Raw genomic sequence first — 26,173 nt, 5'->3', positions numbered from 1 at the left:
GGTCTAGCCCTCCTGCTCCGGCGTCTGGCTGGCGGCGCCGGGTACGCGATAGCTGCGCCGGGGGGTGCGGGCGGTGTGCATCGCCTGTTTCAGCCCGGCCAGATCGGTGCGCAGCTCTGTCATGCTTTCTTGTCGGCCGGCGCTGATTTCCTCAAGGATTTTCAGCATCTGAACGTCGATCGAGCGCAGGCGCATCCGGCTTTCGGCGTCCAGCCCGACCTGCCCCGGCGCCTCGCGCGCCTCCAGCACACTGATCAGCCGGTCCTGCCCGTCGGCCACCCGGTCCAGCGCGGCCGCCGTGCCGCCGTCGTCATCCATGCTGCGCGCCAGCCTGCCGACAGCGCCTGCCAGTGCGGCCATCTGCTCATCCGCTGCCGCGCGGCTGATATCGGATTGCGTCAACATTTGCTGAAGCGATTCCATCTGCTCGCTCATCTGATCGACGATCCCGGTCAGCAGCGCCTGTTCGGGGCTGCCCTCCTCGGCACCCGCGAAACCGACGCGCGTGATGGTGGTCATCCACTCCTCAAGCTCGCGGTAGAAGCGGTTTTGGCCGTGGCTTGCGAACAGCTCCAGCAGCCCCACGATCAGCGATCCGGCCAAGCCCAGCAGCGAGGACGCAAACGCGACGCCCATGCCCCCAAGCTGCGATTGAAGGCCGGTCATCAGGCGGCTGAACACCTCGACCCCGCCTTCGCCCTCTTGCGGGGCCAGCCCCTTGATCGTCTCGACCAAAGCCGGGACTGTGGTTGCCAGACCGTAAAATGTACCCAGAAGGCCAAGGAAAATCAGGAGGTTGACGATATAGCGCGTGATCTCGCGCGCCTCGTCGATGCGCTGCGCCACCATGTCCTGCATTGAGCGGGCGGATGATTGCGAGATTTGCATCCGCTTGCTTCGCTGGCGCAAAAGCGCGGCCAAAGGCGCCAGAAGAAGCGGCGGCGGCGCCATTTCGCTGCCCGGCACGCCGCCTGCGAAATTCTCAAGCCAGCGGGCCGATCCGATCAGCTGAAACACCTGCCAGAAGCAGGCGACCACGCCGATCAGGAACACAAAGAAGATGAACCCGTTCAGATAGGGGTTCGCCTCGAACACCGGCAGCACGCGGGGCAGCGCCATGAACGCGCCCAGCCCCGCCAGGGCCAGGACAAGGACCATGATGACGATCTGGCGCCATGGCTGGGAAAAATGCGGCACGACCTCGCGGTCCGGCTGGCCCATATGGACGCTCCCGACACTTGTTTCATTTGGCCGCACCCTACGCGGATCGCCGCGTGGGGCCAAGCGGTTATGCGCACAGCCCCCGCACCCGCGCGGCCAGCCATTCAAGGTCGCCGTCGCTGATGCCCAGCTGGGTCAGATGGGCGGCTGTGTTGAACAGATATTCGGTATTCGCGCCGCGATCACCCACCGCGCGGGCGATGATGTGGGCCTGCTCCTCCAGCGGCAGCGCGCCGCAATACTGCACGTGATCCGCGTCAATCACGTAGGTCACCGCCTCTACCGTCTCCCCGCCGTCCAGCCGGACATTCAACATGCGCTCCAGATAGGCCGATGAGATCAGCTCTCGCGCGCGCAGGTATTCAAGCGTGCGGTCCTCCTGCCCGGCGGCGACGGCCATTGCGACACCGTGACATTCCGCGCCATGGCTTTCGTCCAGCGCCAGAACCAGGCCCGGATCCTCGACCGTGCCGCGATGGTGGATCGAGCGCATGCAAAAGCTGCGTGCATAGCCCGGCAATGTCGCGATGCGCCGCTGCGCCACGTCAAAGCCGGGATTCCACACCAGCGATCCATAGCCGAAAACCCACATTGTCATTGCCAAGTCCCTCTTGCCATTTAGATCAATAAACACGATTGGACGCAGACGCGAAAGGGGCTGATCATGCGGATATTGCTGGCGATCGTCTTAACGCTGGCAGCAGCGTGGGCCGGATATTGGTTTGTCGGGTCGGCGGCGCTGCGCTCGGGTGTGGCGGCGTGGTTCGATGCGCGGCAGGCCGATGGCTGGCGGGCCGAATATTCCGATCTGTCGGTGCAGGGTTTTCCCAGCCGGTTTGATACGACGATCTCGGATGTTGCGCTGGCCGATCCCGTCTCGGGGCTGGGCTGGGAGGCACCGTTTTTCCAGCTTCTGACGCTCAGCTATACGCCAAACCACGTGATCGCGATGTGGCCGAACGAGCAAACGCTGCACACGCCCCGGCAGAGCTATGCGCTGACCAATCAGGACATGCGCGCCTCGCTCGTGGTTGCGCCCAGTACCGCGCTGGCACCGCGCCGGATCACCCTGACAGCCGAAGGCGTGGCCCTGATCCCCGAAGATGGCAGCGGCGCGATTTCGGCGCAAACCCTGCGCGTCGCCGCCGAACGTGTCGAGGATACGGGCAATATCGCGGACGCGCGCTATCGTCTGGGGCTGGCGGCCAGCGACATCGCCCCGCCCGCGCCGCTGCTGGCGCAGCTTGACGCCAGCAGCGCGCTGCCGCGCGTGATTCAGGCGCTGGCCGCTGATATCATCGTGGATTTCGACGTGCCATGGGATCGCCGCGCGATTAAGGAGGCCCGCCCGCAGCCCACGCGCATCGCCGTGCAATCGGCCGATCTGCAATGGGGCGCAATGGCGCTGGCGGCCTCGGGTGTTCTGACCGTGGATCTGGGCGGGCGGCCGGACGGGACGCTGACGGTAACCGCACGCAACTGGCGCCAGATGCTCGGCACTGCCGTCGGCGCGGGGGTCATCACGCCCGACATGGCACAGACCGCCGAGCAGGCGCTGTCGATCATGTCCGCGATGGGGGATGACCCCAAATCGCTGGACGTTCCCCTGCGCTTTGCCGGCGGGCGCATCTGGATCGGACCGCTGCCGATCGCACCGGCCCCGGTTCTGCGCCTGCGCTGATGCGTTTGCGGAACGCGCTGGATCAGCGGCAATAGCTGCCGCTGCGATAGCGGGCCGTGTCGAAATGAAAATGGTCCTGATGAAACCGGTCCGATTCGGGGCCCAGCACCGTGCCGAAAGGACCGCAGGCCGTCCGGTGCATCTTGCGCAGGATCGCGCCCTTTTTGCCGCCGCCCCAATCGTTCAGCACGGTGATCGTCTTGCCGTCGCGCAAGGTAAAGCCGGTAATGTCGATCGCGTGGCCCTTGCCATGTTCGGAAATCTTTGCGCCGCGTTGATTGTTGCGGGTACGGCACGCATAATGCGCCGCAACGCGCAGCTGCGCGACACCGCCGCCGTAATTGCCCACGGCGGGCGCCATGTCCCTTTGCATCCATGACTTGATGGTGCGCGCGGTCTGGCAATCCATCAGCGCATGCTGGCTGAGCGATACGCCATCAATGCTGCGCACCTTCACCGCGTCCTCGATACCGCAGCCTGCGATGCGTCCCGGAACGCGGCCCACCTGCTCGCCCTGAATGGCCGGATCGCCGCAGACCGCGCCGCGCAAAAGCTGCCTTTTGCGCGCGTCTGCCTTGCGGTTGATGCCCAAGGGGCGCAGCAGCGGGCGCAGCGCTGCCATCACGCCGCCGCCCGAATTCTGCTCGACCCGCGTGGCGGGTTCGCCTGCTGGCCGGACAATCTGGCGGGTCGGAGAGACGGTTTGAACCGGCGCCGGGCGGGCGCGGACAGTCACCAGATTTTGCGGGCGGGCGACCGGACGGATGGATGTGCGTAGTCCGCGCGCTTGCCATTCAGACTGCGGCGCGGCGGCGGCCATATCGGCCGGCCGGGCAACGGGGCGCAGTGACGTGTCGGGCGCGGCGGCGAGTGCGGCGCTGGTGGCGGCCATCAGGGCCAGCAGGATCGCCGCCCGCATCATCCGCTGCGCGTCCGCGTGCGGCCAAAATCGGGGGCGTCCGTATCCTGCCCCGCCTCGATGATGCCGCGCCGGATGGCGCGGGTGCGGGTGAAATAGGCGTGCAGGTGGTCGCCGTCGCCGGTGCGGATCGCGCGCTGAAGCGCGAACAGCTCTTCGGTAAAGCGGCCAAGGATTTCCAGCGTCGCCTCGCGGTTGTTCAGGAACACATCGCGCCACATGGTCGGATCGCTGGCGGCGATGCGGGTGAAGTCGCGGAAACCGGCGGCGGAATATTTGATGACTTCGCTATCGGTCACGCGGCGCAGATCGTCGGCCACGCCCACCATTGTATAGGCAATCAGGTGCGGTGTGTGGCTGGTCACGGCCAGCACCAGATCATGGTGGTCCGCATCCATTTCATCGGTCTGCGCGCCAATGCCGCGCCACAGCGCCTCCAGCCGACCCACGGCGGCGCGGTCGGCGCCCTCCTGCGGAACGATCAGGCACCAGCGGTTATCGAACAGCTCGGCATAGCCCGCGCGCGGGCCGGAATGTTCGGTGCCCGCCAGCGGATGCGCCGGAACAAAGTGAACGTTTTCCGGCAGATGCGGCGCGACGGCATCAATCACCGCCCGCTTGACCGAGCCGACATCGCTGACCGTCGCGCCGGGTTTGAGCGCGGGGGCAATTTCAGCGGCAACATCGCCCATCACGCCGACCGGGACGCACAGCACCACCAGATCGGCGCCCTTTACAGCGGCGGCGGCGCTCTCCTCGATCCGGTCGCAGAGGCCGATCTCGCGCGCTGTGCTGCGCGTTTCGGCCGAGCGGGCATAGCCCACCACCTCGCCCGCCAGCCCGGCGCGGCGGATCGCCAGCGACATTGACCCCGCGATCAGGCCCAGCCCGATCAGGGCGACGCGGTTGTAAAGGACGCTCATCGCGCGGTGGCCATGAATTGCCCCACCGCATGGGCGACGCGGCGGCAACTGGCCTCGTCCCCGACGGTGATGCGCAGGCAGTTGGGCAGGTTATACCCCGCCACACGGCGCACGATCAGGCCCTCGGATTTCAGATGCTCGTCACACGCCTCGGCCTCGGCCTGACTGGCGAAGCGGGCAAGGATGAAATTGCCCAGCGACGTGTCAGATTGCACGCCATGTTCGCTGAGCGCCTCGGCCAGCCAATGCCGCCAGCGCGCGTTGTCAAGGCGGCACTTTTCGGCCCAGGCCGTGTCACGCACAGCGGCCTCGGCAGCGGCCAGCGCGGCCGCCGACAGGTTGAACGGGCCGCGCACACGCGACAGCACGGCAATGACGTGATCGGGGCCATAGGCCCAGCCGATCCGCAGCCCGCCAAGCCCGTAAAGCTTGGAAAACGTGCGCGTCATCACCACGTTCTGGCGCGCCTCGACCAGCGCGGCGCCGCCATCATAGCCGTCGACATATTCCGCATAGGCGCCGTCCAGCACCAGCAGCACATGATCCGGCAGGCCGGCGGCAAGGCGGGCAACCTCGCCCTCGCCGATCATGGTGCCGGTGGGGTTGTTGGGATTGGCGATAAACACCAGTTTCGTCGCATCGGTGCAGGCGGCAAGGATCGCGTCGACATCGGTGACGCGCTCACGCTCGGGCACCTCGACGGGGGTGGCGCCATTGGCCAGCGCGCTGATGCGGTACATGCCAAAGCCGTGTTCGGTATGGATCACCTCGTCGCCCGGACCGGCATAAGCCTGGCAGATAAACGCGATGATTTCATCACTGCCCGAGCCGCAAAGGATACGTTCGGGGTCGAGCCCATGCACCTCGCCGATGGCGGCGCGCAATTCGGCATGGTCCGAGGACGGGTAGCGGTGCAGATGGTAGGACGCCTTGCGAAACGCCTCCTTGGCGGTGTCGCTGGGACCGAAGGGGTTTTCGTTCGAGCTGAGCTTCACGGCGTTGGCGATGCCCGGCAAATGCGCCACCCCGCCCTGATAAAGCGTGATGTCCATAATTCCCGGCTGCGGTGTGATATTGCTCATAAGCCCCCCTTCGACAGCGCCCGTTTTAGCCATGGCGCCGCGCCTTGACCAGCACCAATGAAAAGGCCGCCCCGGTTTCCCGAAGCGGCCCTGACGTTGTGGCATATGTGCAGAAAACTTAGTTCTGCGCGTAGAATTCGATAACCAGGTTCGGCTCCATCACGACGGGATAGGGCACATCGGTCAGGCCGGGGGTGCGCACAAAGGTCGCCTTCATCTTCGAGTGGTCGGCGTCGACGTAGTCAGGCACGTCACGCTCGCCCAGTTGGGTGGCTTCCAGAAGTACGGCCAGCTGCTTGGACCGGTCGCGGACCTCGATCACGTCACCCTCTTTCACGCGGTAGGAGGGGATGTTGACGCGCTGGCCGTTCACGGTGACGTGGCCATGGTTCACGAACTGGCGGGCGGCGAACATGGTCACAACGAATTTGGCACGGTAGACGACGGCATCAAGGCGACGCTCGAGCAGGCCGATCAGGTTCTCGCCGGTGTCACCCTTGACGCGGGCGGCTTCCAGGTAGATGCGCTTGAACTGCTTTTCGGTCAGGTCGCCGTAATAGCCCTTGAGCTTTTGCTTGGCGCGCAGCTGAAGGCCGAAATCGGAAATCTTGGCCTTGCGGCGCTGGCCGTGCTGGCCGGGGCCGTATTCACGGCGATTCACCGGGGATTTCGGACGGCCCCAGATGTTTTCGCCCATGCGGCGGTCTAGCTTGTACTTGGCAGACGTGCGTTTGGTCACGGCTGATCTCCTTCTTTGCGATGCGAAGGGCGTTGTCCTTTGGAATATCCCGACAGGCATCCCCTTGCGGGGGCCACCAACACCAATGAAGCCGCGCTTATATCGGGGTTTGCGGCGGAGTCAACGGGCGCTGCGCCAAAAGAGATTTCATGCGCTCCGCGCGGGGGATATTTGAAGCAAAAAGAAAGATGGGCGCCACTTGGGACTTAGCTGCTGGACTTGGACGCGGGGCGTGATTAGATCGTTTTCATGGCAAAGAGTGATGAGAACAAGAATTACAAGGTGATCGCCGAAAATCGGCGCGCGCGGTACGATTACGCGATCGAGGACGATATCGAGTGCGGTATCATCCTGGAAGGGTCGGAGGTGAAATCGCTCCGCGAGGGCGGCTCCAACATTGCCGAAAGTTACGCCAGCGTCGAGGATGGCGAGCTGTGGCTGGTGAACAGCTATATCGCGCCCTACAAACAGGCCAAGACGTTTGGCCACGAGGAAAAGCGCAAGCGCAAGCTGCTGGTGTCGCGGCGCGAGATGGCGCGGTTGTGGTCCGATACGCAGCGCAAGGGCATGACGCTGGTGCCGCTGGTGATGTATTTCAACCATCGCGGGCTGGCCAAGCTGAAGATCGGCATCGCCAAGGGCAAGAAGAACCACGACAAGCGCGAGAGCGAGGCCAAGCGCGACTGGGGCCGCCAGAAGCAGCGTTTGCTGAAAGACCACCGCTGATGGAATTGCTGGTCGCGATGATGGCGGGCGCAACCGGCGGTGCGGGGCTGCGCGGGCCTTCGCGGCTGATACCGGCAACGGCGCTGGGGATCGGCGGCGGCGCGGCGGCGTGGTATCTGCTGGCGCTGATTGGTCCGGGGCTGAATGCGGGGCCGTTGATTGTCATTCATATGATTGCCGGTGCGCTGCTGGGCGCCGGGCTGAGCTATGGCGCGGGGGTGCTGCACAGGCGCGCGGGCGGGTGACGCGCTTGCCTTGGTATCTTTGCGGCGATAATCAGGAACAGGTTAAAAAGAGGGACGATCATGGCTGAGGACGATCCGGGAATTCTGGTCTCAACCGCGTGGCTGGCTGCGCATCTGAAGGATCCCGACCTGAGGGTTCTGGACGCGACAATGTTCCTGCCGGGCGTGGATCGCGATGCGCGCGCCGAATACGAGCAGCAGCATATTCCCGGCGCGCGGTTCTTTGACATTGACGACATCAGCGACAATCGCTCGGATTTGCCGCATATGGCGCCGACGACCGAGAAATTCATGTCACGTCTGCGCGCCATGGGCGTGGGCGACGGGCATCAGGTGGTGGTCTATGACACGCATGGTCTGTTTTCGGCCGCGCGCGTCTGGTGGCTGTTTCGCCTGATGGGTCAGCGCCACATTGCCGTGCTGGATGGCGGTTTGCCCAAATGGCTGGCCGAGGAGCGCCCCGTCGAAGACATGGCGCCGATCATCCGCGACCGGCATATGACGGTGCGGCGCCAGAACCAGATGGTCAAGGATGTCACGCAGGTATCGGCCGCATCGAAGCTGGGCGATCATACCATTCTGGACGCCCGCTCGGCCGCGCGATTCCGCGGCGAGGCGCCAGAGCCGCGCGAGGGGCTGCGCAAGGGGCATATCCCCGGATCGCTGAACGTGCCTTATACCGAGCTGCTGAACGACGACGGCACGATGAAGGACGTGGCCGCCCTGCGCGCCGTATTCGATGCGGCGGGCGCGGACCTGAGCCAGCCGGTTATCACCACCTGCGGATCGGGCACCACGGCGGCGATCATCAATCTGGCGCTGGAACGGATCGGGGTGCTGGACCATGCGCTTTATGACGGGTCATGGACGGAATGGGGCGCCTTTCCGACGCTGCCTGTTGCCACAGGGGATGCCTGACATGCTGCACCGTTTGCGCGCGCAGGCAGACGATCCCATTCTGGCGCTGATGGTGCAGTTGGCGGGTGATACGCGCGAGGGCAAGATCGATCTGGGCGTTGGCGTGTACAAGGACGACAGCGGCGCCACGCCGATCATGCGCAGCATCAAGCAGGCCGAATATCAACTGTGGCAGGCCCAGCAAACCAAAAGCTATGGCGCGCTGGCCGGTGATCCGGCGTTTCTGGACGCGATGCGGCAGTTGGTGCTGGGCGATGCGGCCGATGCCGCGCAAGTGGCGGCCATCGCCACGCCCGGCGGCACCGGCGCGGTGCATCAGGCGCTGGAGCTGCTGCGCATGGCGCAGCCCGGCGCCCGCGTTTTCGCGCCTGTTCCGACATGGGCCAATCACCTGAGCATACTGGCGCATCTGGGGATCGAGGCGGTCCCTTACCGCTATTATGACGCTGAAACCCATTCCGTTGATCATACCGGAATGCTGGCGGATCTGGCGCAGTTGCGTTCCGGTGACGCCGTGCTGCTGCATGGCTGTTGCCACAATCCCACCGGCGCGGACCCGGATATGGCGCAATGGCGCGCGCTGATCGATGTGATGAACGCGCGCGGCGCCGTGCCGCTGATTGATCTGGCCTACCTTGGCTTCGGCGACGGGCTGGAGGCGGATGCCGCCGCAACGCGCGCCATTGCCGAAAGCTGCCCCGTGGTTCTGGTGGCGGCCAGTTGCTCGAAAAACTTCGGCATTTATCGCGAGCGCACCGGCATCCTGCTGGCCGTGATGCAGGACGGCGCATTGCAGGCGCGCGCGCAGGGTGCGCTGACGCATCTGAACCGGCAGAACTATTCCTTTCCGCCCGATCACGGCGCGCGGCTGGTAAGCATGGTATTGACCGACGGGGCCCTGCGCGCCGACTGGCAGGCCGAGCTGGAGGCAATGCGCCACCGTATGACAGACCTGCGCACGCTGCTGGCGCAGACACTGGGCGCGGCGGTCGGCACAGACCGGTTCGCCTATCTGGCACAGCACCGCGGCATGTTTTCGCGCCTGCCCGTGACGCCGGAGCAGGTGGCAACGCTGCGCGACGCGCACGCCATCTACATGGCGCCGGACGGGCGGATCAACATCGCGGGGCTGCACACGAACACCATCGCGCCGCTGGCAGATGCGCTGGTGGCGGTGGGTATCTGACGGCTTGCACCCCGGCGCGCCATGGCGTTAATTGCGCCCATGCCAGATAAACGCACCACCCCGCTGATCCAGTCCCTGCCCGCCGCCGTCCCCTTTGTCGGGCCCGAAACGATGGAGCGCAGGCGCGGCGCGCCCTTCGCCGCCCGGCTGGGCGCGAATGAAAGCGTGTTTGGCCCCTCGCCCCGCGCTATTGCAGCGATGCAAGCCGCCAGCGCCGAGATCTGGAAATACCCCGATTCCACCAGTTACGAGCTACGCCATGCGCTGGCCGAACAAAATGGCGTCACGCCAGATCATATCGTGGTCGGCGAGGGTATCGACGGGCTGCTGGGCTATCTGGTGCGGCTGATGGTGGCGCCGGGCGATGCGGTGGTCACGTCGGACGGCGCCTATCCGACGTTCAACTACCATGTCACCGGCTATGGCGGCACACTGCACAAGGTGCCCTATACGGATGACCATGAAGACCCCGCCGCCCTGATGGCGCGCGCGGCCGAGGTGGGCGCAAAGCTGGTTTATCTGGCGAACCCGGACAACCCGATGGGCACATGGCATGACGGTGCGGCAATCACTGCGGCGCTGGACACCCTGCCCGACGGCGCGCTGCTGGTGCTGGATGAGGCCTATGTCGAGTTTGCCCCCGCACCCGCCCCGATAGGCGCAGACGATCCGCGCGTGATCCGCATGCGCACCTTTTCCAAGGCGCATGGGCTGGCCGGGGCGCGCGTGGGTTATGCCATCGGGCCGGTGCCGCTGATCGCGGAGTTCGAGAAGATCCGCAATCATTTCGGCATGAACCGCGCGGCACAGGCGGGCGCGCTGGCGGCGATCCGCGATACCGCGTGGCTGGCGCAGGTTCAGGCACAGGTCGCCACCGCGCGGGACGAAATAGCGCGCATCGCGCTTGAAAACGGCCTGACCTCTGTCCCGTCGGCCACCAATTTCGTCAGCATTGATTGCGGCGGGGACGGTGATTTCGCCCGCACCGTGCTGGAGGGGCTGGCGCGGCGCGATATCTTTGTGCGGATGCCGTTTGCCGCGCCGCAAAATCGCTGCATTCGTGTCAGCTGCGGCACGCCCGATGATCTGGCGCTGTTTGCCGCCGCCCTGCCCGGCGCGCTGGCCGACGCAGAGGCTGAGGGGCTGGCAGACGCGCGCGCCTAGCCTGCGATCACCCTGGCCGCCGCGCTCAGGCCGCCGGGCCCGTGCGGGATGTCCAGCGCGATCATCCCGGCCTCGATACTGCCCAGCGCGCCCAGCACCATATGCGCGTTGACATGGCCCATGTGGCCGATGCGAAAATACCCGTGCCACGCCGGATCATCCGACTCCGCCATGCCCAGACCGATGCCCAGCGTCACGCCGGCCTCGGCCTCCAGCCATGCGCGCAGATCGCTGGCCTTGGGCGTGGGCAGCGACAGCGCCGTGACGGCGCGGCTGCGATGCGCCGGATCGGCGATGTTCAGGCGCAGCGCGCCGCCATCCGCCCAGACCTCGCCCGCCGCCCAGATCGCACGCGCCAGCCTGTCATGGCGCGCCCAGACGGCCTCGGTCCCCTCATCAAGGATCATGTCCAGCGCGGCGCGCAGGCCATATAGATGCTGCGTCGGCGCGGTGCCAAAGAAATACTGATAAAACTGATCCGGCGCGGCGCGCAGCGTCCAGTCCCAATAGGGGCTGACGCGCGCCAGCCCGCGCCGCGCCTCTGCCGCCTTGTCGCTGAAGAACACGAACGCCAGACCCGGCGGCATCATCAGCCCCTTTTGGCTGGCCGTCACGGCGATATCGACGCCCCAGGCGTCCATCTCGAACCGGTCGCAGCCGAACGAGGCGATGCAATCGGCCACCAGCAGCGCCGGATGCCCGGCGGCATCCATCGCCGCGCGAATGGCGGGCAGATCGCTCAGCGCGGAGGTGGATGTATCGACATGCGTGGCCACCACCACCTTGATCCGGCGCTCGGTGTCCGCGCGCAGCGCCTGCTCCACGCGGGCGGGGTCGATGGGCGACGCGCGGCCAAAATCCATCCGCGTGACATCCGCGCCCAGCTGGGCCGCCATATCGGCCCAGCCATGCCCGAACCGCCCGGTAATCAGCGCCAAAACGCCATCCCCCGGCGCCAGGATATTGGCAAATGCCGCCTCCCACGCGCCATGGCCGTTGGCGATATAAATCGCGGCATTGTGGCGCGTGCGCGCGATCCTTTTCAGATCGGGCAGCAGCGTCTCACTCATCTCCACCAGCGCACCCGCGTAGATGTTCGGGGATGCGGCGTGCATCGCGTTCAGCACCCGGTCCGGCACCACCGAAGGGCCGGGTATGGCCAGATAGCTGCGGCCCCCTGCCAGACTGCCGTTATATGTCGCCTTGCGCATCATGGTCCCTTTCCCGCCCTGCATCTGCACCCTTACCGCCCGGCGGGGCCGCGTCAATCCACCCCCGCGCCTTGCCATGCGCGGCGCGGGCGACTAAGTGAGACGCTCCAGCCCCATAGCCCACCCCAGCGCCGAGGCCCGCATGTCCCCATTCAAAAAGCTCGCCGCGTGGGAGCGTGATCTGCGCCAGTCCTACAACACCGACCTCAGCACGCCCGAAAACCGGCGCCGCGCGCATATCTACAACCTGTGGTTTGACCATGCCATCCTGCGCGGCATCTGGACCAACCAGTTCGAGGTGGCGCCGGGCGTCTGGCGCTCGAACCACCCCACGCATAAACGGTTCGCGCAGCTCAAACAGATGGGCATCAAATCCATTCTGAACCTGCGCGGATCGGCCGGCGCGGCGCATTACCTGACCGAAAAGGAAAGCTGCGCCGAGCTGGGCCTGACGCTGGTGGATGTGACCTTGCACGCCCGCTATGCCGCGCCGCCCTCCGATATTCAGGCGCTGATCGACGCCTTCCGCAGCATCGAAAAACCGTTCGTGATGCATTGCAAATCGGGCGCGGACCGGGCCGGCTTTGCCTCTGCCATCTATCTGATGGTGATGGAAGGGCGCAGCGTGGCCGAGGCGCGCCCGATGCTGGGCCTGCGGTTCCTGCACGTGCGCCGCTCGCGCACGGGCGTGCTGGATTATATCCTGGACCTGTACGAGGCGCGCCAGCGCGAAACCGGCATCGGCTTTGAGGACTGGGTGCAGACCGAATATGACAACTTCGCCGTGCAGGCCGAATTCGAGGCCAAGTTCAAACCCTGGTTCTAAGCCCTGCCCCGATACGCGCGGCCATGTCCAGCATCCGGCAGGAAAATCCCCACTCGTTATCATACCAGCCAAAGACGCGGCACAGACCGCCGTCTGACACGGACGTCTCGCGCCCGCACATGATGATGGATTCCGGGCGCGCCCGCAGATCGGATGACACCAGCGGCCGCTCGGTCCAGCCAAAGACCCCCGCATAAGGGCCGCTTTCTGCCGCCTCGCGCAACACATCATTCACCAATGCCGCGGTGACCGGCTGCACTGTCTGCACCGTCAGATCAATGCAGGACACGCTGGCCGTCGGAACACGGATCGCGCGCGCCTCGATCCGCCCGGCCAGATCGGGCAGGACAAGCTCCATCTGGCCGCGCGCGCTGGTGGTGGTCGGCACCATCGACAGGGCGGCGGCGCGGCTGCGCTCCAGATTGCCGCGCGGCTTGTCCACCGTGGGCTGGCTGCCGGTGTAGCAATGCACCGTCGTCATCTGGCCCGACACAATGCCAAACGCCTCGTCCAGAAGCCGCGCCAGCGGGGCCAGCGCGTTGGTCGTGCAGGACGCGTTAGAAATGATGTCCTGCCCGGCTAGCGCCGCCTCGTTCGCGCCCAGAACAAGTGTCACATCCGCCTCCGCCGCCGGCCCGGATACCAGAACGGCGCCCGCCCCCGCCTCGATCCCGCGGGCGGCCATGGCCCGCTTTCCGGCCATGCCGGTACATTCCAGCACCAGATCCACACCGCTCAGATCCAGCTGTCGCAAATCCGGCGCCGCGTGAAACGCAATCTTGCGCCCGCCGACGATCAGCGTCTCGGGCGCGGTTGCGACCTTCTCCGGCCAGGTGCCATAGACACTGTCATATTCAAACAGATAAGCGCAGGTTTCCAGCGGTTCGATTTCATTGATCAGGACCAGATCAATGTCATCGCGCCCTTGCAGAACAATCCGCAAAATGGCGCGGCCGATCCGGCCAAATCCGTTGATGGCAATCTTTACAGGCGGCTGGGACATCACGCAGGCTCCAAAAGCAGTAACGCCCAATCGTTAGCGCGCCCGCGCTGCGCCCGCCACCCCCCTTGCACGGCTTTCATCTTCCTGAAAATACTCCTGCGCAGCGCGGGCGCCGGGTGATTGCCGCTGCCATTGCACCCATGCTAGTGTCCGGCAAAAAGTCAGGGCAGATCCGACCACATGACCGCACTCAGCGAATATCAACGGCTCGAAGCGCAGGGCCTGTGGCGCGCCGAACCCGGCGATCAGCGCCGCGAAGTCGTTGTGTCGATGGGCAATGCCAGCCTGATCATCACGGATATGCGCGACCGCGCGCTGACCCATTGGTCGATCCCGGCGGTGGTGCGCGCCAACCCCGGACAGATGCCCGCCATCTACCACCCCGACGGCGACACCGGCGAAACGCTGGAACTGGACGCGGCGGAATATCAGATGATCGACGCCATAGAAAAGCTGCGCGCAGGGGTGGCGCGGCTCCGGCCGCGGCCCGGCAGGCTGCGGCTGGGGATGGTGATCGGCTCGCTGGTCGCCGTGGCCGCGCTGGCCGTTTTCTGGCTGCCGGGCGCGGTGCGCGATCACGCACTGCGCGTGGTGCCACCGGTCAAGCGCGCCCAGATCGGCGCCGCGCTGGAGGCGCAGATGCAGGCCGTGACCGGCCCGCCCTGCCGCGCGCCCGCCGGCGCCGCCGCCCTGCTGCGCCTGGCCGAGCGCTTGCCCGCACGGCGCGGCACCGGCGCGTTGCGCGTGGTGCGCGACGGCGTCGGCACAACCGCCACGTTGCCGGGCGGCACGATTTTGCTGAACCGCTCGCTGGTCGAGGATTTCGAGGAACCCGATGTTGTCGCGGGCTACATCGTGGCCGAGCGGATCCGCGCGCGCGGTTATGACCCACTGGGCCGGCTGCTGGATCATGCGGGTCTGATCGCCTCGTTCAGGCTGCTGACGACCGGCGATCCGGGTACGGAAACACTGCGCAGCTATGCCGAATACCTTCTGACCGATGCGCCCCTGAAACCTGTCGATGACGCGGCCCTGCTGGACGGGTTCGCCGCGTGGTCGATCCGCAGCACGCCCTACGCCTATGCCCGCGACGTCACCGGCGAGACTGTGCTGCCATTGATCGAGGCAGATCCCTTCGCCGCAAACGCCCCGCCCCCGGTGCTGAGCGACGCGGACTGGCTGCGCCTACAGGGAATTTGCGGCGGGTAGTGCTGCGGCACAAAACATGCCTCAAACGCGAAACGCCGGGCTGATAACGGCCCGGCGTTTGCAATTTTCGTCACGCGCGTCTCAGCGCAGCTTGGCGTTCCCGAACCCGGCGCGGCGCGCTTGGGCCAGCGCGCCGTTCAGCGCCGCCTGATTGCTGTAGGGGCCGCTCAGCACCATATCATACTGGCGCCCGCCGCTGGTGATCTGCCCCAGCCGGGCAGGCAATCCGGCCCCGGCCAGACGCTGCGCCGCCTGCTGCGCCTGCGCCCGGTTGGCATAAACGCCGGCCTGCACATAGCGATGGCTGGTCGCGCGCGCTGCCGGTGCGGCAGCGGGCTGTCGTGATTTGGTTGACACCGTCACTTTCGACCCGGACACCGCCGCGCCGGACTGTGCGCGATAGGCCTGACCGGACATTGCCGCGCGCTGCTCCTCATAGCTGACATAAGGGTAGATCAAGCCGGGATAAAGCGCGGTCACCTCGCGTCCCGACCCGGTCAGGATCAGGCGGCGCGGCAGTGTCTTGGTCCACATCCGCTCCATCGCGGCCTTGCCGGCAAAGGTCTGATGCGCGCGCTGCTGGCTCAGCCGGTCATCCATCCACACGCGTTTATACCCGTCGGGAATGGTGACATCCTGCGTGCGCTGCTGCGACCGGACCACATGGCGCGGGGCAACGCGGGTGGTGTAGGGATCAACAATGCGCGCCTGCGGGGCGGCGGCAACTGTGCGGGGCACATACCGCGCCTCGGCGGCGTAGCCCGTTCCACCATATAGCGGCGCCGTATACGCGGGCGCCGTATAAGCCGGCGCCTGAGCCGGGCGCGGCGCAACCCGCGCGGCATTGGTGCCCGGAACGCGCGTTACATGGGCACCCGCCTGCGGGCCGCAGCGTACAGGATAGCCAGACCGCGACTGCATATATTGCGACGACACGGCGCTACCGCCAACGCAGCCGGACGATGCGGCAACGCGCGGCTGCTGAACCGGCGCACGGCGCACCGGCGCAGGCCCCACCGACAGCACCGGCGCGGTACGGGGAGCGGATACGGTCCGCATCGGCGCCGCGGGCTGCGGACGCGCGGATATGGCCGCGCCCTGCGGCGCGCGCACGGGCTGAGTGCGAACAGGCTGCGACTGCACCCTTCGGGTCTGGGCTGGCTGTATCCGGGCTGGCTGCGCCTGCACCGGTTGCGCGCGTGCGGTCTGGACAGGGGCCGCGCGTGGCGCGGGCGCGGCTGCCACTGCGCTTTGTCGCGGCTGCGGCGCGGAGGCCGCAGCAGGTTCCGGCGCGCGGGCCGTCGCGAGCGACGGCTGCTGTCCGCACAGCGTCTTGCGGGCGCGTGAAACACGCGGAATCCATGTCACATCGCCGTCGATACCGGCCCGGACAAAAACGCAGCCCTTGCTGTCAACATACTGGCGCCCGGTGTAGGAACTGGGCGGAAATTCGGCCGGTTGGCCGGTATCGCGCAGCGTTTTCGCCTGCGCGGCACCCAAACCACAGGTCGCGGCAATGACCGCCAGCGCGATAAGTCGTGTGAATTTCATAATGCCCCCACAATATGTGGGAATTATCCTGCCTCAATTCAAAAGACGAGTAAACAGGCAAGCTGCCGCAAATGAACCTTATTTCGTGCCGAACATGCGATCACCCGCATCGCCAAGCCCCGGAAGGATATACCCCTTCTCGTCCAGCCCCTTATCCAGTGACGCGGTCACAATCGGCACATCGGGGTGCGACTCTTTCATGCGCGCGACACCTTCGGGCGTGGCCAGCAAACACAGGAACCGGATATCCGTCGCGCCGGCCTGTTTGAGCAGATCGACCGCCGCCGCCGAAGAATTGCCAGTGGCCAGCATCGGATCGACGACGATCACCATCCGCTTGTCCAGATTGTCGGGCACCTTGAAATAATACTGCACCGGCTGGAGCGTCACCTCGTCGCGGTAAAGCCCGACAAAGCCGACCCGCGCGGACGGGATCAGCTCCAACATGCCGTCCAGCAGGCCATTGCCGGCGCGCAAAATCGAAATCAGCGCCAGTTTGCGCCCCGCCAGCACCGGCGCATCCATCTTCTGCATCGGCGTGTCGATCTGGCGCGTCGTCATCGGCAGCTCATGCGTGACCTCATAGGCCAGCAGTTGCGAAATCTCGCGCAGAAGCTGGCGGAAAACGGCGGTCGAGGCATCCTTTTCCCGCATCAGTGTCAGCTTGTGCTGAACCAGCGGATGTTTGACGATCGTGAGATGCTGCTGCATGGCCTACCCTTCCGGCAAATAATCGTGCATCTTCTACCCGGATTTTGCGCCCGGCGGCAATGGCGCACCCACAGAATTCCCGATTGCGAACCGGGACGCAACGCTGCACAGTTTGTTTTCCCCGGACACATGACCACGCGGCGGTTAATTCATCGTTAAACCAAACCGGAATAGGATCTGCCAGATGAGCGACACAGGCGATACACTGCGGCTAGCGGCACTGAACTACCATGAATTTCCCAAGCCGGGAAAACTGGAAGTGCGCGCGACAAAACCGCTGGCCAATGGCCGCGACCTGGCCCGCGCCTATTCGCCCGGCGTTGCCGAGGCATGTGTGGAAATCAAGGCAGATCCGGCCAATGCCAGCCGATACACCAGCCGCGGCAATCTGGTGGGGGTCGTCACCAACGGCACCGCCGTTCTGGGCCTGGGCAATATCGGCCCCCTCGCCTCCAAACCGGTGATGGAGGGCAAGGCGGTCCTGTTCAAGAAATTTGCCGATATTGACTGCTTCGATCTGGAGCTGAACGAACCCGACCCGGTGAAACTGGCCGAAATCGTCTGCGCGATGGAGCCGACATTCGGCGCGATCAACCTTGAGGATATCAAGGCACCCGACTGCTTTATTGTTGAAAGGATCTGCCGCGAGCGGATGAACATACCCGTCTTTCACGATGACCAGCACGGCACCGCCATTGTCGTGGGCGCAGCGGCAAAGAATGCGCTGCACGTCACCGGGCGGCGGTGGGAGGATATCAAGATCGTCTCGACAGGGGGCGGCGCGGCCGGCATTGCCTGCCTGAACATGCTGGTCAAACTGGGCGCACGGCGCGAGAATATCTGGCTCTGCGACATACACGGGCTGGTCTATGAGGGCCGGGCCGAGGATATGAACCCGCAAAAGGCCGAATTTGCGCAAAAGACCGATCTGCGCGGTCTGGATGATGTGATAGACGGCGCCGATCTGTTTCTGGGTCTGTCCGGCCCCGGCGCACTGACAGTCGATCACGTCCGCCGCATGGCGCCGCAGCCCATCGTTTTTGCGTTGGCAAATCCGACACCCGAGATCATGCCCGACCTCGCGCGCGAGGCTGTGCCGGACGCGATCATCGCAACGGGCCGCAGCGATTTTCCCAATCAGGTCAACAACGTGCTGTGCTTTCCGTTCATTTTCCGCGGCGCGCTGGACGTGGGCGCGACGCAGATCAACGACGCCATGCAGATTGCCTGCGTTGATGGCATCGCCGCACTGGCGCGCGCCACCACCTCGGCCGAAGCGGCCGCCGCCTATCAGGGCGAGCCGATGACATTCGGCGCCGATTACCTGATCCCCAAGCCGTTCGATCCGCGCCTGTCCGGCATCGTCTCCACCGCCGTTGCCCGTGCGGCGATGGAATCGGGCGTGGCCACCCGGCCGCTGGACGATCTGAACATCTACAAGGCCAAGCTGGACGCGTCGGTGTTCAAATCCGCGCTGCTGATGCGCCCGGTTTTCGAAGCCTCGAAAAAGGACGCGCGCCGCATCGTCTTTGCCGAGGGCGAGGACGAGCGGGTGCTGCGCGCCGCGCAGGCGGTGCTGGAGGAAACCAGCGAGCAGCCCATCCTGATCGGCCGCCCGTCGGTGATCGAAACACGCTGCGAGCGACTGGGCCTGAACATCCGTCCCGGTCGTGATTTCCAGCTGGTCAACCCCGAGGATGATCCGCGCTATCGCGACTACTGGACCAGCTACCACGAAATCATGAAGCGGCGCGGCGTGACCCCCGATCTGGCCCGCGCGGTGATGCGTACCAATACCACCGCCATCGGCGCCGTCATGGTGCATCGCGGCGAGGCGGATTCGATGATCTGCGGCACCTTCGGGGAGTATCGCTGGCACCTGAAATACATCACGCAAGTGCTGGGCGATGCCAATCATCATCCACACGGTGCCGTGTCCATGATGATCCTCGAGGACGGGCCGCTGTTCATCGGCGACACCCACGTGCGCGTCTTTCCCACGCCCGAAGACCTGGCCGAAACGGCCATCGGCGCCGCGCGCCATGTGCGCCGCTTCGGGATCGAGCCCAAGGTCGCCTTCTGCTCGCAATCCAACTTCGGCAATCAGGGCGAGGATTCAGGCAAGCGCCTGCGCGCCGCCATTGCACTGCTTGACGCCAAGCCGCGCGATTTCACCTATGAGGGCGAGATGAACATCGACGCCGCACTGGACGAAGACCTGCGCGCACGCCTGCTGCCCGACAACCGCATGGAAGGCGCGGCAAACGTGCTGATCTTCTCCAACGTCGATGCCGCGTCGGGTGTGCGCAACATCCTCAAGATGAAGGGCGGCGGGCTGGAGGTGGGCCCGATCCTGATGGGAATGGGCAACCGCGCGCACATCGTGTCGCCGGCCATCACCCCGCGCGGCCTGCTGAACATGGCCGCCATCGCAGGCACCCCCGTCGCGCATTACGGTTGAAAACCGGCGCCGCATGAGTGCGCCGATCTTCGGACCGAACCGCTCATTCGCCCTTGGCGTCGCCCGGCGGCTGCCGGTCGGCCTCTTGTCCCGGCCTCTGACCGGGCTGCTGGCCCGGCTCAAGCCCCGGCTTCATCCCCGGCTGCTGTCCAGGTTCCATTCCCGGCTTCAATCCGGGCTGCTGACCGGGTTTCATTCCGGGCTTTGCACCGGGATCTTCGCGTTCTGGCATTGTCGAATTCCTTTCAGGTCTTGTGTCATCTCTTTGCGCGTCAGGGACACCGTCCGCGCCCCTGCGGTCAGGTAACGCCGGCAATCGGTCAAAAGATGCAGGAACGGTTGCATTTGCGCAAAAAAAGACCGCCGCTCTGGGCCCATGCTGTATCAATCATACGCAGTGATCTTGCCGCTTCCCCCGATCAGGCTTTACAAAGGTCACACCAACGAGGGAGAGCGCCATGGGCTATGCCGATATCTATCAAAGCTGGAAATCAGACCCCGAAGCCTATTGGCTGAAACAGGCCGAGGCGATCGATTGGGTCGAAGCGCCCAAGAAGGCGCTGTTTGATCGCGGCAACGATATGTATGAATGGTTTGCCGACGCCCGCGTGAACACCTGCTACAATGCCGTCGACCGCCATGTGGAGGCCGGACGCGGCGCACAGGCGGCGATCATCCATGACAGCCCCGTCACCGGCGTCAAACAGCGCATCACCTATGCCGATCTTCAGGCGCGCGTCAGTAGCCTGGCCGGCGCCCTGCGCGCCAAGGGCATCGAAAAAGGCGACCGCGTCATCATCTACATGCCCATGGTCCCCGAGGCGCTGGAGGCGATGCTGGCCTGCGCACGCATCGGCGCGATCCACTCGGTCGTCTTCGGCGGGTTTTCCGCGTCCGAACTGGCGGTGCGCATCGACGACTGCACGCCAAAGGCGATCATCGCCGCCTCCTGCGGGATCGAGCCCAGCCGCGTCGTCCATTACAAACCCCTGCTGGACGGCGCCATCGAACAAGCCACCCACAAGCCCGATTTCTGCGTCATCTTCCAGCGCGAACAAGAGGTGGCCAAACTGACCCCCGGCCGCGACGTCAGCTGGTACGCCTTCCAATACGGGGTGACCCCCGCCGAATGCGTCCCCGTCGAGGGCAATCACCCGGCCTATATCCTTTACACCTCCGGCACCACAGGCGCGCCCAAGGGCGTGATCCGCGCCACCGCGGGACACCTCGTGTCGCTCAACTGGACGATGAAAAATATCTACAACGTCGATCCGGGCGATGTGTTCTGGGCCGCCTCCGACGTCGGCTGGGTCGTCGGTCACAGCTATATCTGCTACGCGCCGCTGATCCACGGCAACACCACCGTCGTGTTCGAAGGCAAACCGGTCGGCAACCCCGACGCCGGCACGTTCTGGCGCGTCATCGCCGAACATAACGTGCGCAGCTTCTTCACCGCCCCTACAGCGATCCGCGCCGTCAAACGCGAGGATCCCGAGGGCGAGCTGCTGAAGAAATACGATCTGTCAAACCTGCAGGCGCTCTATCTGGCGGGCGAACGGGCCGACCCCGACACGATCCACTGGGCGCAGACCATGCTGGACAAACCTGTCTATGACCACTGGTGGCAGACCGAAACCGGCTTTGCCATCGCCGCGAATCCCGCGGGTCTTGAGGCGCTTCCGGTCAAACTTGGCTCGCCCACCGTGCCGATGCCCGGATACGACATCCACATCCTCGCCGAGGACGGCACGCCAAAACCTGCGGGCGAACTCGGCGCCATCGCCATCAAACTGCCCCTGCCCCCCGGCACGCTGCCAAGCCTGTGGAATGCCGAAGCGCGGTTTCGCAAATCCTACCTCGAAACCTTCCCCGGCTATTACGAGACAGGCGATGCCGGCATGATCGACGAAGACGGCTACCTCTACATCATGGCCCGCACCGATGACGTGATCAACGTCGCCGGCCACCGCCTCAGCACCGGCCTGATGGAGGAGGTGCTGGCCTCCCACCCCGACGTCGCCGAATGTGCGGTACTGGGCGCCAAGGATGACCTCAAAGGCCAGGTGCCCGTCGGCTTTGTCTGTTTGACCAAAGGCGTCGACCGCCCAGCCAAGGAAATCACCCGCGAATGCGTCGCCCTCGTACGCGAACGAATCGGGCCCGTCGCCGCCTTCAAACTGGCCGTCGTCGTGGACCGCCTGCCCAAAACCCGCTCGGGCAAGATCCTGCGCCGCACCATGGCCAGCATCGCCGACGGCGAGGATTACAAAATGCCCGCGACAATCGACGATCCCGCCGTGCTGGACGAAATCGCCGCCGCACTGAAAACCATCGGCTTCCCGAAATGAACACATCAGGCGCCGCTTGACGCGGCGCCCTCCCTTCTTCTTGCTGAAAATATCCTCGCCGAAGGCACAAGAAAATTCACCGAATTTTCTTAGACCCGCGCGAAATCAGCGTCATTCATCAGACTGGGTATGCGCCCTTCCGTTTCGGCGATCCGGTCCAGATCAATCCGCGCGGCGACCACGCCCGGCCCCTCGCCCCCATCGGCCAACACTTCGCCCCATGGATCGACGATCAGTGAATGACCGTATGTCTCGCCGCCGCCGGGGATCGGTCCGGTCATGGCGGCAGACACCGCGAATCGCGTTGTCTCGATCGCGCGCGCGCGGTTCAGGACATGCCAATGCGCCGCGCCGGTCTTGGCGGTAAAGGCGGCCGGGCACGCCAGTATCTCGGCCCCGCCCTGCGCCAAGCTGCGGAAAAGGTGGGCAAAGCGCAGATCGTAGCAAATCGTATGCCCCACCCGCGCGAGCGCTGTGTCATGGATCACCGCGCAGTTGCCGGGATCTACGCGGTCGCTTTCGCGGTACACTTCGTCATCCGATAGCTGAATGTCGAAAAGGTGAATTTTGTCATAACGCCCGGCTATGGCCCCGTCCGGCGCCAACATGAAACCCCGGTTGATGATGCGCCCCTCCGGCCCGTCCACCGCGACGGAGCCCAGATGCGTCCAGACATGATGCTGCGCCGCAAAGGCTTGCATCTGTTGCAAAAACGGATGATCGCCCTCGGGTGCCGATGGCGGCGCCACCGCCGCGCCGTCGGCCTTAAGCCCGCCGCAGTATTCGGGCAGGAACAGCATCTGCGCGCCGCCCGCCACCGCCTTTTCGGCCAGTGGCAAGGCTTCGGCCAGCGCGGCGTCCATATCGGGCATGGGCCGCAGTTGCAGGCAGGCGATGTCTAAGGGGCGCGGCATGGGCAAGGCTCCGGATGGGGATCACGACACCCGCAGCCTAGTCCCGCGCCGCCGCCGGATGCAAGGCGGCGGCGCGGAAAACTGTCAGATCACCACAACATCCAGCGGCGGAAAGCCGTTGAAACCGACGGACGAATAGCTGCTGGTATAGGCGCCGCAATGGCGGATCACCACGCGGTCACCGCCGGTCAGCGCCAGCGGCAGCATGACGGGGCGCTGCTCATACAGGATATCGGCACTGTCGCAGGACGGCCCGGCCAGAATGCAGGCGCCCAGCTCACCGCCATCATGCGGCGTCTCGATCCGGTAGCGGATCGCCTCACCCATGGTTTCGGCCAGCCCCGAGAACATGCCGATATCAAGATAGACCCAGCGGTGCAGATCATCCGCCGATTTGCGCGAGACCAGCAGCACCTCGGCCACGATATGCCCGGCTTCGGCCACCAGGCCCCGGCCAGGCTCGGCCATGATATAAGGCACATCGCCAAACCGCTCGGTCACGGCGTCCATGACGGCGGCGGCATAGCTTTGCGCGCCCATCACGTCATCCTCGTAGGTGGCGGGAAAACCGCCGCCAAGGTTCAGCACGCGCAGGTCGTGCCCGGCGGCGCGGCCAGCGTGCCACAGCTGGGCGATCTGGTCCAGAACCGGGTTCCAGAATTCGGGGCGCCGGGTCTGGCTGCCGACGTGGAAGGACAGGCCGGCCACATCGACGCCGCGCTCGCGGGCGTAATCCATCAGACCGGGCAGCGCGCTGCGGGCACAGCCGAATTTGCGGCTGAGCGGCCAGTCGGCCGATGAATTCTCGACAATCACACGCAGGTAAACGCCGCAGCCGGGTGCATGTGCGGCCAGCTTGTCAATCTCGGCCTCGCTATCGGCGGCGAACAGCGTCACGCCATGGGCGTGGGCATAGGCGATATCGGCAGGTTTCTTGATCGTGTTGCCAAAGGAGATATCAGCGCCGGATGCTCCTTGGGCAAGGCACAGCTCGATCTCGCCCCGGCTGGCCGCGTCAAAGCGCGCGCCGCGCTGCACCAGCGTGCGGATGATTTCGGGCGCAGGATTGGCCTTGACGGCGTAGTGAATACGCGCGGCGCCGAGACCCGCGACCAGCGCGTCATATTGCGCAGCGACGCGCGCGCGGCTGACCACCAGCGTCGGGCGGTCAAACTGGCGTGACGCGATGAACGCGGCGGCCGGATCTGACATGGCGCCGGATGCGCATACGGGAACGGAAGCGGCGCGCAGGGCGCCGGGGAACATGGCTGTCATGGGTCATCTCCAAAAGGATAGCCCCGCCCGATGCGGGGGGATCGGCAGTCAGAGACGTTACCGTCGCTACATAAACGCGGGGTCAGTCAGAAAGGACTGACCGGCCAGAGGCGCGTGCGTTGGCGTCTTGAATTTGCGTTTATACGCATTCGCGATTCACGCAAGCGGTATTTGCACATTGCGTATAAAAAATCCCGGCACGCGGTTTCGCGGCCGGGATCATTGCCTTGCGCGGACTTGGGTCCGGGCGCCAGATCAGCTTTCGCTGTCGTCCTCGTCATCCGCGCCGCTTTCGGGCAGATTGAACAGGCTGTCGGCATCGTATTGCTTCTCGGTGACTTCCGGTTCGGCATTGCCCAGCGTGAATGTCTCCAGCCCCTCGATCGCGGTGGGGATCTTGTATTCGTCGTCGCTGGACAGGCTTTGTTCGGTGCTGAGCAGCTTGCGGCGGTCATCATCGCTCATCGCTTCGCCTTCGCGGGCCTTCTTGGCGGCGGCCTTTTGCACGGCGGCGTCCAGTTCGGACTGCTTGCACAGGCCCAGCGCGACCGGATCAATCGGCTGGATGTTGGCGATGTTCCAATGCGTGCGCTCGCGGATCGCCTGAATGGTCGGCTTGGTCGTGCCGACCAGTTTCGAGATCTGCGCATCGGCCAGTTCGGGATGGAATTTGACCAGCCACAGGATCGACGCTGGACGGTCCTGCCGCTTGGACAGGGGCGTATATCGCGGGCCGCGACGCTTTTCCTCGCCCTCGGCGGAGGCGTTGTATTTCAGTTTCAGCTTGCGCATCGGGTCTTTTTCGGCGGCGTCAATCTCGGACTGGTCCAGCTGATTGTTGCTGACCGGATCGAACCCTTTGACGCCGACAGCAACGTCGCCATCGGCAATGCCCTGCACTTCGAGTTCGTGCATTTCCGTAAAATCCGCGATCTGCTTGAAGCTGAGCGTGGTGTTGTCCACCAGCCAGACGGCGGTGGCCTTGGCCATCAGTGGTTTCGCCATGTGTCTCTCCTACAGCTGTGAATTCCGGCAAGCCTTCCCTGTCTCCTGTCTCCAGGAGGCCCCGGATCTGGTCCGGGGCGGGTCGCCATTGTCGGGAAACTTGGGGTTTCGTATAGTGCGCGAATTGCGAAATGGAAAGACGGAAATCATGCGCGCGCTGCTGATCCTGCTGCTGACGGCCACAATTGCCCGCGCTGAGGGCGAAAAAGCGGGGGCGTTCGACTATTACGTGCTGGCGCTCAGCTGGACACCGACATGGTGCGCGACCGCGGGCGATGCGCGCCGGGCGCCCGAATGCAGCGCGCAAGCGAACCGGGGTTGGGCGCTGCATGGGCTTTGGCCGCAATACCATCGCGGCTGGCCCAGCTGTTGCACCAGCGCCCGACGCCCGCCATCGCGCGCGATGTCAGCAGGCATGGCCGATATCATGGGCAGTGCCGGGCTGGCATGGTATCAATGGAAAAAACACGGCCGCTGCACCGGCTTGAGCGGGGCGGACTATTACGCGCTGGCGCGCAAAGCCTATGATGCGGTCCGGCGTCCCGATGTGTTTGAACAGCTGACTCAGCCCGTCACCCTGCCCGCCCGCGTCGTTGAGGCCGCGTTTTTAAGGGATAATCCGGCGCTGGAGCCGGATATGGTGACCATCACTTGCCAGCAGGGACGGATACAGGAGGTGCGGATTTGCCTGTCACGCGACCTGGATCCGGTGCCATGCGGGCAGGACGTGATGCGCGATTGCCGCCTTAAGGATGCGCGGCTGGACCCGGTGCGCTGACCGATCTGCGCCGCGTCTGGATAAGCGGTGGATTTGGGTATTTTTACCAAGAAAAAACATGCGGGCGCGCAAGGACA

Annotated in this window: 25 protein-coding genes; 11 read left to right on the top strand and 14 right to left on the bottom strand. The window is 65.1% G+C overall.

Features of this window, described 5'->3' with window-relative positions; translation table 11 throughout:
- Positions 1-3: 3 nt before the first annotated feature.
- Positions 4-1,221 carry a biopolymer transporter ExbB gene (locus DQ230_RS07895; protein ID WP_113912037.1) on the bottom strand — a complete coding sequence of 406 codons (1,218 nt, stop codon included), beginning with the start codon at positions 1,219-1,221 and terminating at the stop codon, positions 4-6.
- Between the two features lie 67 nt (positions 1,222-1,288).
- Positions 1,289-1,819: a gamma-glutamylcyclotransferase gene (locus DQ230_RS07890; RefSeq protein ID WP_113912036.1), complete on the bottom strand. Its 531-nt coding sequence runs from the start codon at positions 1,817-1,819 to the stop codon at positions 1,289-1,291.
- A 66-nt stretch (positions 1,820-1,885) separates the two neighbouring features.
- On the opposite strand from DQ230_RS07890, the gene DQ230_RS07885 reads away from it, so the two are divergent.
- A complete protein-coding gene (locus DQ230_RS07885; protein ID WP_113912035.1) occupies positions 1,886-2,902 on the top strand; it encodes a DUF2125 domain-containing protein in 1,017 nt (338 codons plus the stop codon).
- Between the two features lie 22 nt (positions 2,903-2,924).
- Here DQ230_RS07885 and DQ230_RS07880 read toward each other — a convergent pair whose 3' ends face one another.
- From DQ230_RS07880 to rpsD, 4 genes are all read right to left on the bottom strand, one after another.
- Positions 2,925-3,824: an extensin-like domain-containing protein gene (locus tag DQ230_RS07880; protein WP_338050504.1), complete on the bottom strand. Its 900-nt coding sequence runs from the start codon at positions 3,822-3,824 to the stop codon at positions 2,925-2,927.
- The gene (locus DQ230_RS07875; protein ID WP_113912034.1) at positions 3,821-4,744 is read right to left on the bottom strand and encodes a prephenate/arogenate dehydrogenase family protein; all 924 of its coding nucleotides are present in this window, start codon (positions 4,742-4,744) and stop codon (positions 3,821-3,823) included. The genes DQ230_RS07880 and DQ230_RS07875 overlap by 4 nt, the downstream gene beginning before the upstream one ends.
- Complete coding sequence (gene hisC / locus DQ230_RS07870; RefSeq protein WP_113912033.1) at positions 4,741-5,826, bottom strand: histidinol-phosphate transaminase; 1,086 nt, start codon at positions 5,824-5,826, stop codon at positions 4,741-4,743. The genes DQ230_RS07875 and hisC overlap by 4 nt, the downstream gene beginning before the upstream one ends.
- Positions 5,827-5,944: 118 nt before the next feature.
- Entirely contained in the window at positions 5,945-6,565 is a 621-nt protein-coding gene (rpsD, locus tag DQ230_RS07865; RefSeq protein ID WP_113912032.1) for a 30S ribosomal protein S4, read from the bottom strand.
- A 249-nt stretch (positions 6,566-6,814) separates the two neighbouring features.
- On the opposite strand from rpsD, the gene smpB reads away from it, so the two are divergent.
- The 5 genes from smpB to DQ230_RS07840 are packed head-to-tail and all read left to right on the top strand — an operon-like array spanning position 6,815 to position 10,804.
- The gene (gene smpB / locus DQ230_RS07860; protein WP_113912031.1) at positions 6,815-7,291 is read left to right on the top strand and encodes an SsrA-binding protein SmpB; all 477 of its coding nucleotides are present in this window, start codon (positions 6,815-6,817) and stop codon (positions 7,289-7,291) included.
- A complete protein-coding gene (locus DQ230_RS07855; protein WP_113912030.1) occupies positions 7,291-7,536 on the top strand; it encodes a hypothetical protein in 246 nt (81 codons plus the stop codon). Before smpB ends, DQ230_RS07855 begins: the two co-directional genes overlap by 1 nt.
- 60 nt (positions 7,537-7,596) lie before the next feature.
- Entirely contained in the window at positions 7,597-8,454 is an 858-nt protein-coding gene (gene sseA / locus DQ230_RS07850) for a 3-mercaptopyruvate sulfurtransferase (protein ID WP_113912029.1), read from the top strand.
- A 1-nt stretch (position 8,455) separates the two neighbouring features.
- Positions 8,456-9,640 (top strand): amino acid aminotransferase, encoded by a 1,185-nt coding sequence (locus tag DQ230_RS07845; RefSeq protein ID WP_113912028.1) that lies wholly within the window; start codon positions 8,456-8,458, stop codon positions 9,638-9,640.
- Between the two features lie 39 nt (positions 9,641-9,679).
- Entirely contained in the window at positions 9,680-10,804 is a 1,125-nt protein-coding gene (locus DQ230_RS07840; protein WP_113912027.1) for a pyridoxal phosphate-dependent aminotransferase, read from the top strand.
- Here DQ230_RS07840 and DQ230_RS07835 read toward each other — a convergent pair.
- Positions 10,801-12,018 carry a pyridoxal-phosphate-dependent aminotransferase family protein gene (locus DQ230_RS07835; RefSeq protein ID WP_238987456.1) on the bottom strand — a complete coding sequence of 406 codons (1,218 nt, stop codon included), beginning with the start codon at positions 12,016-12,018 and terminating at the stop codon, positions 10,801-10,803. The two genes, DQ230_RS07840 and DQ230_RS07835, sit on opposite strands and share 4 nt — an antisense overlap.
- 139 nt (positions 12,019-12,157) lie before the next feature.
- Here DQ230_RS07835 and DQ230_RS07830 point away from each other — a divergent pair, with 139 nt between their 5' ends.
- Entirely contained in the window at positions 12,158-12,841 is a 684-nt protein-coding gene (locus tag DQ230_RS07830) for a fused DSP-PTPase phosphatase/NAD kinase-like protein (protein WP_113912026.1), read from the top strand.
- On the opposite strand, the gene DQ230_RS07825 is transcribed toward DQ230_RS07830, so the two are convergent.
- A complete protein-coding gene (locus tag DQ230_RS07825; protein ID WP_113912025.1) occupies positions 12,825-13,844 on the bottom strand; it encodes a type I glyceraldehyde-3-phosphate dehydrogenase in 1,020 nt (339 codons plus the stop codon). The genes DQ230_RS07830 and DQ230_RS07825 overlap by 17 nt on opposite strands.
- Positions 13,845-14,024: 180 nt before the next feature.
- Between DQ230_RS07825 and DQ230_RS07820 the strand changes: the two genes are divergently transcribed.
- Positions 14,025-15,053: a hypothetical protein gene (locus tag DQ230_RS07820; RefSeq protein ID WP_113912024.1), complete on the top strand. Its 1,029-nt coding sequence runs from the start codon at positions 14,025-14,027 to the stop codon at positions 15,051-15,053.
- Positions 15,054-15,134: 81 nt separating this feature from the next.
- Here the strand turns inward: DQ230_RS07820 and DQ230_RS07815 are convergent, their stop codons facing one another.
- Together DQ230_RS07815 and upp are read right to left on the bottom strand one after the other, a co-directional pair.
- Positions 15,135-16,604 carry an SPOR domain-containing protein gene (locus DQ230_RS07815; RefSeq protein ID WP_113912023.1) on the bottom strand — a complete coding sequence of 490 codons (1,470 nt, stop codon included), beginning with the start codon at positions 16,602-16,604 and terminating at the stop codon, positions 15,135-15,137.
- A gap of 78 nt (positions 16,605-16,682) precedes the next feature.
- A complete protein-coding gene (gene upp / locus DQ230_RS07810; RefSeq protein WP_113912022.1) occupies positions 16,683-17,315 on the bottom strand; it encodes a uracil phosphoribosyltransferase in 633 nt (210 codons plus the stop codon).
- 184 nt (positions 17,316-17,499) lie between these two features.
- On the opposite strand from upp, the gene DQ230_RS07805 reads away from it, so the two are divergent.
- Positions 17,500-19,776: an NADP-dependent malic enzyme gene (locus tag DQ230_RS07805; RefSeq protein WP_113912021.1), complete on the top strand. Its 2,277-nt coding sequence runs from the start codon at positions 17,500-17,502 to the stop codon at positions 19,774-19,776.
- A gap of 43 nt (positions 19,777-19,819) precedes the next feature.
- Here the strand turns inward: DQ230_RS07805 and DQ230_RS07800 are convergent, their stop codons facing one another.
- The gene (locus DQ230_RS07800) at positions 19,820-20,008 is read right to left on the bottom strand and encodes a hypothetical protein (protein WP_113912020.1); all 189 of its coding nucleotides are present in this window, start codon (positions 20,006-20,008) and stop codon (positions 19,820-19,822) included.
- A gap of 226 nt (positions 20,009-20,234) precedes the next feature.
- Between DQ230_RS07800 and DQ230_RS07795 the strand changes: the two genes are divergently transcribed.
- Positions 20,235-22,124 carry a propionyl-CoA synthetase gene (locus tag DQ230_RS07795; RefSeq protein WP_113912019.1) on the top strand — a complete coding sequence of 630 codons (1,890 nt, stop codon included), beginning with the start codon at positions 20,235-20,237 and terminating at the stop codon, positions 22,122-22,124.
- An 89-nt stretch (positions 22,125-22,213) separates the two neighbouring features.
- Here DQ230_RS07795 and DQ230_RS07790 read toward each other — a convergent pair whose 3' ends face one another.
- From DQ230_RS07790 to DQ230_RS07780, 3 genes are all read right to left on the bottom strand, one after another.
- The gene (locus tag DQ230_RS07790; RefSeq protein WP_113912018.1) at positions 22,214-23,038 is read right to left on the bottom strand and encodes a carbon-nitrogen hydrolase family protein; all 825 of its coding nucleotides are present in this window, start codon (positions 23,036-23,038) and stop codon (positions 22,214-22,216) included.
- An 84-nt stretch (positions 23,039-23,122) separates the two neighbouring features.
- Positions 23,123-24,313: a type III PLP-dependent enzyme gene (locus DQ230_RS07785; RefSeq protein ID WP_113912017.1), complete on the bottom strand. Its 1,191-nt coding sequence runs from the start codon at positions 24,311-24,313 to the stop codon at positions 23,123-23,125.
- A 255-nt stretch (positions 24,314-24,568) separates the two neighbouring features.
- Positions 24,569-25,318 (bottom strand): DUF1013 domain-containing protein, encoded by a 750-nt coding sequence (locus DQ230_RS07780; RefSeq protein ID WP_113912016.1) that lies wholly within the window; start codon positions 25,316-25,318, stop codon positions 24,569-24,571.
- 148 nt (positions 25,319-25,466) lie between these two features.
- Here DQ230_RS07780 and DQ230_RS07775 point away from each other — a divergent pair, with 148 nt between their 5' ends.
- A complete protein-coding gene (locus DQ230_RS07775; RefSeq protein ID WP_113912015.1) occupies positions 25,467-26,096 on the top strand; it encodes a ribonuclease T2 family protein in 630 nt (209 codons plus the stop codon).
- The last annotated feature ends 77 nt before the right edge of the window (positions 26,097-26,173 follow it).

The sequence above is a fragment of the Roseovarius dicentrarchi genome, from assembly GCF_003316635.1.
Classification (GTDB): Bacteria; Pseudomonadota; Alphaproteobacteria; order Rhodobacterales; family Rhodobacteraceae; genus Roseovarius; species Roseovarius dicentrarchi.
This window is presented reverse-complemented; position numbering and strand designations above follow the sequence as displayed.

Coding starts and splice junctions, on each gene's coding strand:
- DQ230_RS07895 (WP_113912037.1), bottom strand. CDS start 1,221: ATGGGCCAGCCGGACCGCGAGGTCGTGCCGCATTTTTCCCAGCCATGG.
- DQ230_RS07890 (WP_113912036.1), bottom strand. CDS start 1,819: ATGACAATGTGGGTTTTCGGCTATGGATCGCTGGTGTGGAATCCCGGC.
- DQ230_RS07885 (WP_113912035.1), top strand. CDS start 1,886: ATGCGGATATTGCTGGCGATCGTCTTAACGCTGGCAGCAGCGTGGGCC.
- DQ230_RS07880 (WP_338050504.1), bottom strand. CDS start 3,824: ATGATGCGGGCGGCGATCCTGCTGGCCCTGATGGCCGCCACCAGCGCC.
- DQ230_RS07875 (WP_113912034.1), bottom strand. CDS start 4,744: ATGAGCGTCCTTTACAACCGCGTCGCCCTGATCGGGCTGGGCCTGATC.
- hisC (WP_113912033.1), bottom strand. CDS start 5,826: ATGAGCAATATCACACCGCAGCCGGGAATTATGGACATCACGCTTTAT.
- smpB (WP_113912031.1), top strand. CDS start 6,815: ATGGCAAAGAGTGATGAGAACAAGAATTACAAGGTGATCGCCGAAAAT.
- DQ230_RS07855 (WP_113912030.1), top strand. CDS start 7,291: ATGGAATTGCTGGTCGCGATGATGGCGGGCGCAACCGGCGGTGCGGGG.
- sseA (WP_113912029.1), top strand. CDS start 7,597: ATGGCTGAGGACGATCCGGGAATTCTGGTCTCAACCGCGTGGCTGGCT.
- DQ230_RS07845 (WP_113912028.1), top strand. CDS start 8,456: ATGCTGCACCGTTTGCGCGCGCAGGCAGACGATCCCATTCTGGCGCTG.
- DQ230_RS07840 (WP_113912027.1), top strand. CDS start 9,680: ATGCCAGATAAACGCACCACCCCGCTGATCCAGTCCCTGCCCGCCGCC.
- DQ230_RS07835 (WP_238987456.1), bottom strand. CDS start 12,018: ATGATGCGCAAGGCGACATATAACGGCAGTCTGGCAGGGGGCCGCAGC.
- DQ230_RS07830 (WP_113912026.1), top strand. CDS start 12,158: ATGTCCCCATTCAAAAAGCTCGCCGCGTGGGAGCGTGATCTGCGCCAG.
- DQ230_RS07825 (WP_113912025.1), bottom strand. CDS start 13,844: ATGTCCCAGCCGCCTGTAAAGATTGCCATCAACGGATTTGGCCGGATC.
- DQ230_RS07820 (WP_113912024.1), top strand. CDS start 14,025: ATGACCGCACTCAGCGAATATCAACGGCTCGAAGCGCAGGGCCTGTGG.
- DQ230_RS07815 (WP_113912023.1), bottom strand. CDS start 16,604: ATGAAATTCACACGACTTATCGCGCTGGCGGTCATTGCCGCGACCTGT.
- upp (WP_113912022.1), bottom strand. CDS start 17,315: ATGCAGCAGCATCTCACGATCGTCAAACATCCGCTGGTTCAGCACAAG.
- DQ230_RS07805 (WP_113912021.1), top strand. CDS start 17,500: ATGAGCGACACAGGCGATACACTGCGGCTAGCGGCACTGAACTACCAT.
- DQ230_RS07800 (WP_113912020.1), bottom strand. CDS start 20,008: ATGCCAGAACGCGAAGATCCCGGTGCAAAGCCCGGAATGAAACCCGGT.
- DQ230_RS07795 (WP_113912019.1), top strand. CDS start 20,235: ATGGGCTATGCCGATATCTATCAAAGCTGGAAATCAGACCCCGAAGCC.
- DQ230_RS07790 (WP_113912018.1), bottom strand. CDS start 23,038: ATGCCGCGCCCCTTAGACATCGCCTGCCTGCAACTGCGGCCCATGCCC.
- DQ230_RS07785 (WP_113912017.1), bottom strand. CDS start 24,313: ATGACAGCCATGTTCCCCGGCGCCCTGCGCGCCGCTTCCGTTCCCGTA.
- DQ230_RS07780 (WP_113912016.1), bottom strand. CDS start 25,318: ATGGCGAAACCACTGATGGCCAAGGCCACCGCCGTCTGGCTGGTGGAC.
- DQ230_RS07775 (WP_113912015.1), top strand. CDS start 25,467: ATGCGCGCGCTGCTGATCCTGCTGCTGACGGCCACAATTGCCCGCGCT.